10 protein-coding genes are annotated in these 11,743 nt (G+C 60.2%); 2 read left to right on the top strand and 8 right to left on the bottom strand.

Annotation, left to right across the window (positions count from 1 at the left end):
* Positions 1-77: 77 nt before the first annotated feature.
* The 8 genes from J1D76_RS17630 to J1D76_RS17595 all read right to left on the bottom strand — a co-directional run bounded on the left by J1D76_RS17630 (position 78) and on the right by J1D76_RS17595 (position 9,925).
* Positions 78-2,000 (bottom strand): PrkA family serine protein kinase, encoded by a 1,923-nt coding sequence (locus J1D76_RS17630; RefSeq protein WP_007980217.1) that lies wholly within the window; start codon positions 1,998-2,000, stop codon positions 78-80.
* 297 nt (positions 2,001-2,297) lie between these two features.
* Entirely contained in the window at positions 2,298-2,627 is a 330-nt protein-coding gene (glpE, locus tag J1D76_RS17625; protein WP_060541633.1) for a thiosulfate sulfurtransferase GlpE, read from the bottom strand.
* Positions 2,628-2,660: 33 nt separating this feature from the next.
* On the bottom strand, positions 2,661-3,542 hold the full coding sequence (locus J1D76_RS17620) for a symmetrical bis(5'-nucleosyl)-tetraphosphatase (RefSeq protein ID WP_421139529.1): 882 nt from the start codon (positions 3,540-3,542) through the stop codon (positions 2,661-2,663).
* Positions 3,542-3,922: a Co2+/Mg2+ efflux protein ApaG gene (gene apaG / locus J1D76_RS17615; protein WP_421139528.1), complete on the bottom strand. Its 381-nt coding sequence runs from the start codon at positions 3,920-3,922 to the stop codon at positions 3,542-3,544. Before apaG ends, J1D76_RS17620 begins: the two co-directional genes overlap by 1 nt.
* Before the next feature lie 115 nt (positions 3,923-4,037).
* Entirely contained in the window at positions 4,038-4,847 is an 810-nt protein-coding gene (gene rsmA, locus J1D76_RS17610; protein WP_349736338.1) for a 16S rRNA (adenine(1518)-N(6)/adenine(1519)-N(6))-dimethyltransferase RsmA, read from the bottom strand.
* On the bottom strand, positions 4,844-5,833 hold the full coding sequence (pdxA, locus tag J1D76_RS17605) for a 4-hydroxythreonine-4-phosphate dehydrogenase PdxA (RefSeq protein WP_421139527.1): 990 nt from the start codon (positions 5,831-5,833) through the stop codon (positions 4,844-4,846). The genes rsmA and pdxA overlap by 4 nt, the downstream gene beginning before the upstream one ends.
* Entirely contained in the window at positions 5,830-7,152 is a 1,323-nt protein-coding gene (gene surA, locus J1D76_RS17600) for a peptidylprolyl isomerase SurA (protein ID WP_421139526.1), read from the bottom strand. The genes pdxA and surA overlap by 4 nt, the downstream gene beginning before the upstream one ends.
* Positions 7,127-9,925: an LPS-assembly protein LptD gene (locus J1D76_RS17595; protein ID WP_421139524.1), complete on the bottom strand. Its 2,799-nt coding sequence runs from the start codon at positions 9,923-9,925 to the stop codon at positions 7,127-7,129. Before J1D76_RS17595 ends, surA begins: the two co-directional genes overlap by 26 nt.
* Before the next feature lie 130 nt (positions 9,926-10,055).
* Here J1D76_RS17595 and J1D76_RS17590 point away from each other — a divergent pair, with 130 nt between their 5' ends.
* Both J1D76_RS17590 and murU read left to right on the top strand, forming a co-directional pair.
* Positions 10,056-11,075: an aminoglycoside phosphotransferase family protein gene (locus tag J1D76_RS17590; protein ID WP_421139523.1), complete on the top strand. Its 1,020-nt coding sequence runs from the start codon at positions 10,056-10,058 to the stop codon at positions 11,073-11,075.
* The gene (gene murU, locus J1D76_RS17585) at positions 11,072-11,743 is read left to right on the top strand and encodes an N-acetylmuramate alpha-1-phosphate uridylyltransferase MurU (RefSeq protein WP_421139522.1); all 672 of its coding nucleotides are present in this window, start codon (positions 11,072-11,074) and stop codon (positions 11,741-11,743) included. Before J1D76_RS17590 ends, murU begins: the two co-directional genes overlap by 4 nt.

The following is an 11,743-nucleotide window of genomic DNA, read 5'->3' as shown; positions in this document are numbered from 1 at the left end:
ACCTTCCAGAGGCCTGTGTAACAGAAAAAGCGCACGCAGGTCTCTGGCTGACGACAACCGGTCTGACCGGCAGCGGGTTATTGTGATTTTCGGACCCGCAGGTACCACTCGGACAGCAGTCGTACCTGTTTGTCTGTGTAGCCCCGCTCGACCATGCGTGTGACGAAGTCGTTGTGTTTCTGCTGGTCCTCTTTGCTGGCCTTGGCGTTGAAGCTGATGACTGGCAGCAGGTCCTCGGTGTTGGAGAACATTTTCTTCTCGATGACCACCCGCAGTTTTTCGTAGCTGAGCCAGGTCGGGTTCTTGCCGTTGTTGTTGGCCCGGGCACGCAGGACGAAATTGACGATTTCGTTGCGGAAATCCTTCGGATTGCTGATGCCAGCCGGTTTTTCGATTTTCTCCAGTTCTTCGTTCAGTGCCACGCGGTTGAGAATTTCACCGGTTTCAGGATCGCGGTATTCCTGGTCCTGGATCCAGAAGTCGGCGTACAGCACGTAGCGATCGAAGATGTTCTGGCCGTACTCGCTGTAGGACTCGAGGTAGGCGGTCTGGATCTCCTTGCCAATGAACTCGATGTAGCGCGGTGCCAGGTATTCCTTGAGGAAGCGCAGATAGCGTTCGCGGGTTTCGGCCTGGAACTGTTCCTGTTCGATCTGTTGTTCCAATACGTAGAGCAGGTGCACCGGGTTGGCGGCGATTTCGTGCGGATCGAAGTTGAACACCTTGGACAGGATCTTGAACGCGAACCGGGTAGAGAGACCGTTCATGCCTTCGTCGACACCCGCGTTGTCGCGGTATTCCTGGATCGATTTGGCCTTCGGATCGGTGTCCTTGAGGTTCTCGCCGTCGTACACGCGCATCTTCGAATAGATGTTGGAGTTTTCCGGCTCCTTGAGGCGCGAGAGCACGGTGAACTGGGCCAGCATCTTCAGGGTGTCTGGCGCGCAATGGGCCTTGGCCAGCGAGCTGTTGAACAACAGCTTGTCGTAGATCTTCACCTCGTCACTGACCCGCAGGCAGTACGGCACTTTGACGATGTAGATCCGGTCGATGAAGGCTTCGTTGTTCTTGTTGTTGCGGAAGGTGTGCCACTCCGATTCGTTGGAGTGGGCCAGCAGGATCCCGGTGAACGGAATCGCGCCGAGGCCTTCGGTACTGTTGTAGTTACCTTCCTGGGTGGCGGTCAGCAGTGGGTGCAGCACCTTGATCGGCGCCTTGAACATTTCGACAAATTCCATCAGGCCCTGGTTGGCCCGGCACAGGGCGCCCGAGTAGCTGTAGGCGTCCGCGTCGTTCTGCGGGAATTCTTCGAGTTTGCGGATATCGACTTTGCCCACCAGTGCCGAAATGTCCTGGTTGTTTTCGTCTCCCGGTTCGGTCTTGGCCACGGCGATCTGGTTGAGGATCGACGGGTAGAGTTTCACCACGCGGAACTGGCTGATGTCACCGCCGAATTCGGCCAGGCGTTTGGTCGCCCAGGGCGACATGATGGTGTTGAGGTAGCGCCGAGGGATGCCGAAGTCCTCTTCGAGGATCGCTCCATCTTCAGTGGAGTTGAACAGACCCAGGGGTGACTCGAATACCGGTGAGCCCTTGATGGCGTAGAAGGGCACTTTTTCCATCAGTTGTTTCAGCTTCTCGGCCAGGGACGATTTACCGCCACCGACTGGGCCGAGCAGGTAAAGGATTTGTTTCTTCTCTTCCAGGCCCTGAGCGGCATGGCGGAAATACGACACGATCTGGTCGATGCATTCTTCCATCCCGTGGAAGTCTTCAAAGGCCGGATAGCGGCGAATCACCTTGTTGGAGAAAATGCGCGACAGTCTCGAGTTGGTCGAGGTGTCGAGCAGTTCCGGTTCACCGATGGCCAACAGCAGACGCTCGGCGGCGGAAACGTAGGCGCTACGGTCTTTTTTGCACAGCTCAAGATACTCCTGCAGCGAGAGTTCTTCCTGGCGTGTGGACTCGAAGCGTTGTTGGAAGTGGCTAAAGATACTCATGACGTCACCTCGCTCGATACGTGGAGCCGACGCCGGATCATTCAGTCGATGCTGGCAGCAACCGAACAGGCGATTGCTGTTTACCCCCCAGAACTCTCCCGGAACTGACCGCCCCGAAAGCTACTCCCGATGACCCGTGCGCCGGTGTACCGGCTCTCCCCTGTTTTGGATGGCCTGGGCTTAAGGATAGTTGGGAATTCGGCAGGTAAAGGCGAGATACGTAATTAGTTGTGGCAGACCGTTCGTCTGCCACTGCGCCAGCCCGCGGGAGCCGGGGCCTGCAACGTTACAAAAAAATTATTCGGACGTGCCTTGCGCCGTTTCCGCAGGATAGGTCGTGCGCCACAACTCGAATCCGCCATCCATGCTGTAGACGTCGGAGAAGCCTTGGCTGATCAGGTAGGCGGCTGCGCCCTGGCTGGAATTGCCGTGATAGCAGACCACCACGGTCGGTGCGTCGAGGTCGGCACCCTGGATGAAGGCGTGCAGGGAGTGGTTGTCCAGATGCCTGGAGCCTGCGATGTGCAGGGCGGCGAAAGTGGCCGGGTCACGCACGTCGACCACCACTGCGCCTTGTTCGCGCAGGGCTTGGGCCTGTTCCGGGGGGATACGTTTGAATTCGCTCATGGCGGGCTCCTGTGGCTCGGCAGAATGGGCAGTCTAGCGCGGGGCGCTGGCTGGCGATGTTTCGGGATTGGAGGAGGCGACTGGCGGCACGGCATGGCCGTGTTCGTCGCATTTGCAAGACAGGCGCTCAAAGCTGTCGACGTTCATCAGGGTCAGCGCGCCGCCCCAGACGCAACCGGTGTCGAGGGCCGAGATGCCCGGCTCGTCGCAGCGGCCTTCAAGTGCTGCCCAGTGACCGAAAATGATCTTCAGGCCCTTGGTCTTGCGTTCTTTGTGCTGAAACCAGGGCTTGTAGCCTGGCGGGGCCGTGTCGAGGCCTTCCTTGGTCTTTAGGTCAAGTTTGCCGTCGGCGGTGCAGAAGCGCATGCGTGTGAAATAGTTGGTGATTACCCGCAGGCGCGTCACACCCTTGAGGTCATTGTCCCACTTCGCTGGATCGTTGCCGTACATGCCATCGAGGTAGGGCGGCAGCAGGTTGTCGTCACGCAGGGCGGTCTCGACTTCGGCGGCATGCTTCAAGGCTTTGCGCAGCGACCACTGCGGGGGAATCCCGGCGTGCACCAGTGCCACGTTGCGCTGTTCGTCGTAGTGCATGAGCTTTTGCTGGCGCAGCCATTCGAGCAGGTCGGCGCAATCGGGCGCTTCGATGATCTCGCGCAGGGTGTCGGATTTCTTCAGGCGTTCGATGTTACGCCCGGCGGCCAGCAGGTGCAGGTCGTGATTGCCGAGCACGCACACCAGCGATTCGCGGATGCTATAGAGGAAGCGCAGGGTTTCCAGCGACTGCGGGCCACGATTGACCAGGTCGCCCACCAACCACAGGCGATCCTTTGCGGGGTCGAAGGCGACTTGCTCTAGCAGGCATTGCAGTGCTTCAAGGCAACCTTGCAAGTCGCCGACGGCGTAGGTTGCCATCAGTGCAACGACCCGGGTACCGCGAGGCGGAACGGGGCAATGACGGCATCGAAGTGCTTGCCGTCGTCAGACAGCATTTGATAGGTACCCTGCATGGTGCCGACCCGGGTGGTCATGACCGTGCCGCTGCTGTAGGTGTGGCTTTTGCCGGGGTCGATCAGCGGTTGCTGGCCGACGACGCCGGCACCGCGTACTTCTTCGACATGCCCGTCGCCATCGGTGATGACCCAGTGTCGCGAAAGCAGTTTCGCAGGTGCCTGGCCATTGTTTTGCACCGTAATGGTGTAGGCAAAGGCAAAGCGCTCGTGCTCGGGTTGCGATTGTTCTGCCAGATAGCGGGTGACGACGCTGACGTCGACCTGATAGCGAGGATCGGACATGCAAGGGGCCTTAAAAACGAAGCGGGACGCGGGGCGTAGCTGATGGGGTTCAGTCTAGGCCAAGTATCGGGTAGTAGACCAGAGTGGCGTCCTACCCGATAGCGCTCATCGCTTGTCAGTCTGCGGCAGGCTTTTGTTCGCTGAGCTTGTCGGCCAGGCGCACGAAGGCGGCCAGGTCGAGTTGCTCGGGGCGCAGACTGCCATCGACGCCAGCGGCTTCGATTTCGGCGTTGCTCAGCAGCAGCTTGAGGGTGTTGCGCAGGGTTTTGCGACGCTGGTTAAACGCTTCGCGTACGACGCGCTCCAGCAAGCGGTGATCCTTGGCGGGGTGCGGCAGGACCGCGTGGGGCACCAGGCGCACGATGGCCGAGTCGACTTTCGGCGGCGGATTGAATGCACCAGGGCCGACGTTGAACAGGTGCTCCACCCGGCAGTGATACTGAACCATGATCGACAAACGGCCCCAGTCACCACCACCAGGGCCGGCTGCCAGGCGCTCGACCACTTCCTTTTGCAGCATGAAGTGCATGTCGCGGATCAGGTGCGAGTTGTGCAGCAGGTGGAAAATCAGCGGCGTGGAGATGTTGTACGGCAGGTTGCCGACCACCCGCAGGCTGCCCGGCGCAGCATTCAGGCTGTTGAAGTCGAACTTCAGCGCGTCGCCCTGGTGCAGGTTGAAATTGCTCTTGCCGGCGAACTGCTGGTTGAGGATCGGGATCAGGTCCTTGTCCAGTTCCACCACGTCGAGCTGGGCGCCGCTGCTGAGCAGGCCTTGGGTCAATGCGCCCTGGCCCGGGCCGATTTCCAGCAGGCGATCTTCTGCCTTGGCATGAATGGAGCGCAGGATGCGGTCGATGACGCCGGCATCGTGCAGGAAGTTCTGGCCAAAACGCTTGCGCGCCTTGTGTTGGTATTGCTCGGTCATAAACGGGTCTCGGCCATCTGGTAGGCGGTTTCCAGGGCGACTTGCAGGCTGCCGGTGTCGATCCTGCCGCTGCCGGCCAGGTCCAGGGCGGTGCCGTGGTCGACCGAGGTGCGGATGATCGGCAAGCCGAGGGTCACGTTGACTGCCGCGCCGAAGCCTTTGTACTTCAGCACCGGCAGGCCCTGGTCGTGGTACATCGCCAGCACTGCGTCGCAGTGCTCCAGATATTTGGGGGTAAACAGAGTGTCGGCGGGCAGGGGACCACGCAGGTCCATGCCTTCGCCGCGCAGGCGCTCTAATGTGGGTTCGATGATATCGATTTCTTCATGGCCCAGGTGTCCGCCTTCGCCGGCATGGGGGTTGAGCCCGCACACCAGGATGCGCGGCTGGGCGATGCCGAACTTGTTTTTCAGGTCGGCGTGCAGGATCCGCGTGACGCGCTCCAGACGCTCCGGCGTGATTGCATCGGCAATCTCGCGCAGGGGCAGGTGAGTGGTCACCAGGGCAACGCGCAAGCCTCGGGTGGCGAGCATCATCACCACTTGCGCAGTATGGGTCAGGTCCGCGAGGAATTCGGTGTGCCCGGAAAAGGCGATGCCGGATTCGTTGATCACGCCTTTGTGCACGGGGGCGGTGATCATGCCGGCGAAGTGCCCGTTCAGGCAGCCTTGGCCGGCCCGGGTCAGGGTTTCGAGGACAAACGCTGCGTTGGCCTTGTCCAGTTCACCGGCGACGACCTTGGCATTGAGCGGTGTATCCCAGACGTACAGGCTGTTGGCGGGGGCAGGAGCATCCGGCCAGTTGTCCGGGTTAACCGCCAGCAGATCGACAACCACGCCCAGCTGCGCGGCCCGCTCGAGGAGCAGGTCGCGGCTGGTAATGGCAATCAGGGGATGAGGCTGGGCTTGCGAGGCGAGCAGCAGGCACAGGTCGGGACCTATGCCGGCCGGTTCGCCGGGTGTCAGCGCGAAACGTTGCGGTTTCACTGCGCTGCCTGGTCGGCGCCAGGGAGTTTGATTTCGACGTACGCTTCGTCACGGATCTGACGCAACCAGGTTTGCAGCTCTTCGTCGTATTTGCGGTTACGCAGTACCGTCATGGCTTGCTGTTCGCGAGCCTGGGCGGTGCTGTCGGTGGCGCGACGGCCAAGGACTTCCAGGACGTGCCAGCCATATTGCGTTTGGAACGGCTTGGACAGCTGACCTTGCGGGGTCTTGGCCATCACTTCGCGGAACTCGGGCACCAGTACGTTCGGGTCGACCCAATTCAGGTCGCCGCCGTTAAGCGCGGAACCCGGGTCTTCCGAGTAGCTCTTCGCCAGATCGCCGAAGTCTTCGCCAGCTTCGATACGGCTGTACAGCGACTCGGCCAGGGCCTTGGTCTTCGCTTCGTCGCGAATCGGGCTCGGCTTGACCAGGATGTGACGCACATGCACTTCATCGCGCATCTGGGTCTCGCCGCCACGCTTGCCGAGGAGTTTCAGAATGATGAAGCCGCCCGGCGTACGTGCAGGTTGAGTGACATCGCCGACGGCCATGCTGCTCAGTTCACGATCGAACGGAGGTGGCAGTTGAGCGGCTTTACGCCAGCCCATGTCGCCACCTTCCAGTGCGGTTTCGCTGGCGGAGTTGGCGACGGCCAATTGACCGAAGTCAGCGCCTTGCTTGAGCTGCTGGTAGATATCCGACGCCTTGCGAGCAGCGCTCTGGATGGCGTCAGAGTTAGCGCTCTCCGGGGTTGGAATCATGATGTTGGCCAGGTGCAGCTCTTCGGACAGCTGCATTTTGCCCAGGTCGGAGGCCAGGAAGTTCTTCACTTCCTGTTCGGAGACCTGAATGCGTTCGGCAACCCGGCGCTGACGGACACGGCTGATGACCATTTCGCGACGAATCTGCTCGCGGGCGTCGTCATAGGACAAACCGTCATGAGTCAGGGCTGCGCGGAACTGATCGACCGTCATGTTGTTGCGCTGGGCGATGGTGCCGACTGCCTGGTTCAACTCTTCATCGGTAATGCGGATGCCGGAGCGCTCGCCGATCTGCAATTGCAGGTTTTCGACGATCAGACGCTCAAGTACCTGTTGCTGCAGCACGCTGGCTGGCGGTACGGCAGAGCCCCGCTTGGCGATGGTTTGCTGAACTTCACGGACACGCTGGTCCAGTTGGCTCTGCATGACCACGTCGTTGTCGACGATGGCCACCACTTTGTCGATGGACTGTACGGCGGCGCTGGCCGCCGTGCTCAGGAACAGCGCGCCCAGCATCAGCGGGCGCAGACAATCAGAAAGCTTGGTCTTCACGTTCACGATAACCTTGAATGCCTTTGTCGAGGAAGCTCTCTACTTTGGCGCCGGTGAGGCCGCCGAGTCCCTTCAGAACAATTTGGAGGAAGACGCCATGGTCGCCTTTTTCGTTTTGCGGTGCTTCCTGGCTGAACTCGTCATAACTAACGAAGTAGCGGTTGATCAGGCGCAGTTTCCAGCAGCAATTGTCGTACTCGAAACCACCGAAGGCTTCCAGGGTACGGTTACGGTTGTAGTCATACTGCCAACGGCTGATGGCGTTCCATTGCGGCACGATCGGCCAGATCACCGAGAAGTCGTGCTGTTCGATCTTGTAGTAATCCTTCACGTAGCCAGGCTGGCCCGGGGTGCCGTAGTCACCACCACCCACGGTCCATTTACCGGTGTTCTGGTCGTAGCGGACCTGGTCATTGCGATAGCGGTAGCCGGCGTTGATGACCTTGTTCGGGTTGTCTTCAGGCTGGTAGTGGAACATCGCGCTGCCCGAGCGAGGGCTGCGGCTGTCCGGGTCCCAGTTGTAGTCGGCTGTGGTGCGCCAGTCGCGGTTCCAGCGATATTCGTATTCCAGCGCATAAGGGGAAACATTGGCTTTGGCGTCGTCGCGATCTGCGAAATTCACGCCCGGCAATTGGACTTTGCGATCCTTGAAGTACAGGGCCTGACCAACGCTGATGCGTTGACGCTCGAACCCGTTGTCTTCGATCCAGCGACTGGTTACGCCCAGCGACAGTTTGTTCTCGTCGCCGACACGGTCGGAGCCGGAGAAGCGGTTATCACGGAACAGCGACGCGTAGTTGAACGTGTATTCGCTGGTGTCGAATACCGGGATGTCTTCCTGGTCGACCTCGGGTACATACAGATAGAACAGGCGCGGCTCGAGAGTCTGGCGGTAGTTCTTGCCGAAATACTGGGTGTTACGATCGAAGTACAGGCCGCTGTCGATGCTGGCAATCGGCACGCCGCGGTTCTGATTGCTGTCGAAGGTGCCGTTGAGTTTGTCTTGCTCTGCGGTTTGCGCGGCGATCTGAGATTTGCCGATGCTGTCCAGATCCAGTTGATACTGGGTGTACTGGTACTTCAGCGTCGGCTTGATGAAGCCGTACGTCGAGTTCATTGGCAGGCTAATGGCAGGTGCCAGGTTCAGACGATCGCCGGTAGCACGCGCCAGGCCAACAACGTTGGTATCAAGACGTGGCGATACGTTGCCGTCCTCATCCGAGTAGTTGCCGTTCTGCAAATCCCGGTCAAACCGTACGAGTTCAGTGTTGTACGTGAAATTCAGGCCTTCCGGATGATAGGGCAGCGCACCATCGAAGGTGATCTGCGGCAGCCGGTCGTACGGCGTGATGTTCGACACGGTCGCCAGCTGATAGGCCTGGGCGTTGACTCGAGCGGTATAGCTGTCACCGCGATAGCTGACGGAACCCTGCTGGTTCACGTAGTCGGCATGTTTCACGCCGATCTGGTCAGTCTGCAGATCCTGGAAGTAGTACGGATCGCTGATCTTGGTGTAGTCGACTTGCGTGTAGACACGCGAATCGAGACCACCCTTGTGCTGCCAGTTGTACATGTAGCGGGTTTTCTCGGCGTCGGACTGCTTGTCGCGATCGTTGCTTTCGTCGTTGAGGTACGCCGCACCGAATTGGCCTTCGCTGGACTTGGTCAGGTAGCGGAATTCGCCTTCCATCAGCAAGCCATGCTTTTCCATGTAGCGCGGGTACAACGTGGCATCGTAGTTCGGCGCCAGGTTGAAGTAGTACGGGGTGACCAGCATGAAGCCGGTATCGCTGCCGGTGCCGATGGTCGGCGGCAGGAAGCCGGACTGGCGACGGTCGTCGATCGGGAAGTAGATGTACGGCGTGTACAGGACCGGAATGTCCTTGACCCGCAGGGTCACGTTGGTCGCCGTACCGAAGCCGGTGGCCGGGTTCAGGGTGATGTTGTTGCCCTTGAGCTGCCAGGCGTTGCTGTTCGGTTCGCAGGTTGTGTATGTACCGTCCTTGAGGCGGATGATCGCGTTCTCGGCGCGCTTGGCGTACAGCGCATTGCCGCGGATGCGCGACTTGTGCATCACGTATTCGGCGTTGTCGACCTTGGCTTCGCCGGTGTCGAGTTGCACGTCGGCGTGGTCGCCGACGATCAGCGCACCGTTGTCGCGAATGCGCACGTTGCCGTTCAGGTCGCCACGGCTCTCGGCCTGGTACAGGTTGGCTTCGTCGGCTTCGACCTGCATGCTGCCCTGGCGCATGACGACGTCACCGGCCAGGGTCGCGACTTGCTCATCCTGCTTATAGCGCGAGGCTTTGGCGCCGATAAAGGTCGGAGCGTCACTTTTATTCGTCTTGTCATTCATGCCAGGACGAATTGGTTCGATATAGGAACCAGAGCAATAAGGACCGGTTTCGGCCAATTGGGCGGCGGTAAGCTGCTCGCGGGGAACCCAGTCGAGGTGACTGTAGTCTGCGCTACGCGACTTCAGGCCACGGCCCTTGGACTCGGTGACCAGGGCAGGCTTGGCGCCTGTATCTTCGCTGGTAGCGCTCTGGGCCTGGGCTTCGCCGGTGACGGCGTCTGCGCTGCCTTCATGGACCGGACGCGGTGGCAATGCCGAAGCCGGCGTCTTGGGCGCGCAGTCCCAGGAGCCCGCAGCAGAGACTGAACAGTCAAACTGTTCCGCGGCGACCACGTAGGTAGTGGCGAGGGGTTGCAGGGCCAGCAAACTGCCGGTTACCAGCAACGGAAATTTTTTACGAAACGCGGGGGATTTCAATGCCATCTTATTAGTCCGGGCTTCCTGCGTGCCATCTGCCCGCGGTGTGGGCCGCACGCCTCTCGATGGTCTGAAAAAGATGCTGGATAATAAAGCATGACCCGCTTGACGGCTAGCGCCGTCGGAGACCCTTGCAATGCCTGATCAAGATGTACGCTTGCAACACCTGAAAGTTTGGCTCGATGAGCAACTGGCGACCCTTTTTGCCGAGCAGGGCTGGGGTACCGTCCCCCCGGCCACGTTGACTGCGGCGAGCAGCGACGCGAGTTTCCGGCGGTATTTCCGTTGGGTTGGTGCTGACAAAAGTTTCATTGTCATGGACGCGCCACCGCCCCAGGAAAACTGCAAACCCTTCGTGGACATTGCCTTTTTGCTGGCGAAATCCGGAATAAACGTGCCAAAAATTTATGCCGAAGACCTCGATCGCGGATTTCTTTTGCTCAATGATCTGGGTAATCAGACCTTTCTGGACGTCATCGACAGCGAAAACGCCGACGATTTGTTCAAGGATGCGCTCCAGGCACTGCTGGCCTTCCAGCAACTGCCGATGGTGGCGCCGCTTCCGAGTTATGACGTGGCCCTGCTGCGTCGCGAGCTGGAACTGTTCCCCGAGTGGTATGTGAAGCGCGAACGGGGCGTCGAGTTTGATGCGGCTCAGCAAGTGCTCTGGCAGCAAGTCAGCGACCTGTTGATCGACAGTGCCCTGGCGCAGCCCAAAGTGTTGGTGCATCGCGACTACATGCCGCGCAACCTGATGCTCAGCGAGCCCAACCCCGGCGTGCTGGATTTCCAGGACGCGGTGTATGGCCCGGTGACCTACGACGTGACCTGCCTGTTCAAGGACGCTTTTCTCAGTTGGCCCGAGGCGCGTGTGCGCGGCTGGCTCGACAGCTACTGGCAGCAAGCGGGCGCTCTCGGCATCCCGGTGCAGCCGGACTTCGAGGACTTCCTGCGGGCCAGTGACTTGATGGGCGTGCAACGTCACCTGAAGGTCATCGGCATTTTCGCGCGCATCTGCCATCGCGACGGCAAACCGCGTTACCTGGCCGATGTCCCGCGTTTCTTTGCCTATATAGACGCCGTGATCGCTCGCCGTCCCGAACTGGCCGAGCTTGATGTACTGCTGGCCAGCCTGCGTGCCGGAGTGAAAGCATGAAGGCAATGATTCTGGCCGCAGGCAAAGGCGAGCGCATGCGCCCGCTGACGCTGACCACGCCCAAACCGCTGGTGCGCGCAGGCGGGGTGCCGCTGATCGAGTATCACCTGCACGCGTTGGCCGCGGCAGGCTTCAGCGAAATCGTGATCAATCACGCCTGGCTCGGTCAGCAGATCGAAGATTACCTGGGTGATGGTTCGCGTTATGGCGTCAGCATCCAGTACTCGCCGGAAGGCGAACCGCTGGAAACCGGCGGCGGGATTTTCCGCGCCTTGCCGTTGCTGGGGGATGAAGCGTTTGTGGTGGTCAACGGCGACATCTGGACCGACTACGACTTCAGCCTGTTGCATCAGCCCATCAACGGCCTGGCGCACCTGGTGCTGGCCAGCAACCCGCCGCATCATACAGCGGGCGACTTCTGCCTGAACGGCACGCAGGTGCGCGATGCCGAGCCCGCGGTCGCTACCCTGACCTACAGCGGCATCGCCGTGTTGCACCCGCAATTGTTCGACGGTTGCACCGCGGGCGCCTTCAAGCTGGCGCCGCTGCTGCGCAAAGCCATGGCTGACGGCCAGGTGACGGGCGAGCAACTGAAAGGACAATGGGTCGACGTCGGCACTCACGAACGTCTGGCCGATGTTGAAAAACTCATAGAAGCGAGCCGCTGA

Origin of the sequence: Pseudomonas sp. NFX15 (assembly GCF_049132105.1) — a bacterium.
Classification (GTDB): Bacteria; Pseudomonadota; Gammaproteobacteria; order Pseudomonadales; family Pseudomonadaceae; genus Aquipseudomonas.
The sequence above is the reverse complement of the archived record's forward strand: the minus strand, read 5'-3'. Positions and strand labels throughout refer to the sequence as shown.

Bases quoted from the DNA above. Each gene is read 5' to 3' on its own strand.
- glpE (WP_060541633.1), bottom strand. From the start codon at position 2,627: ATGAGCGAATTCAAACGTATCCCCCCGGAACAGGCCCAAGCCCTGCGC.
- J1D76_RS17630 (WP_007980217.1), bottom strand. From the start codon at position 2,000: ATGAGTATCTTTAGCCACTTCCAACAACGCTTCGAGTCCACACGCCAG.
- rsmA (WP_349736338.1), bottom strand. From the start codon at position 4,847: ATGACCGAGCAATACCAACACAAGGCGCGCAAGCGTTTTGGCCAGAAC.
- murU (WP_421139522.1), top strand. From the start codon at position 11,072: ATGAAGGCAATGATTCTGGCCGCAGGCAAAGGCGAGCGCATGCGCCCG.
- J1D76_RS17620 (WP_421139529.1), bottom strand. From the start codon at position 3,542: ATGGCAACCTACGCCGTCGGCGACTTGCAAGGTTGCCTTGAAGCACTG.
- J1D76_RS17590 (WP_421139523.1), top strand. From the start codon at position 10,056: ATGCCTGATCAAGATGTACGCTTGCAACACCTGAAAGTTTGGCTCGAT.
- J1D76_RS17595 (WP_421139524.1), bottom strand. From the start codon at position 9,925: ATGGCATTGAAATCCCCCGCGTTTCGTAAAAAATTTCCGTTGCTGGTA.
- apaG (WP_421139528.1), bottom strand. From the start codon at position 3,922: ATGTCCGATCCTCGCTATCAGGTCGACGTCAGCGTCGTCACCCGCTAT.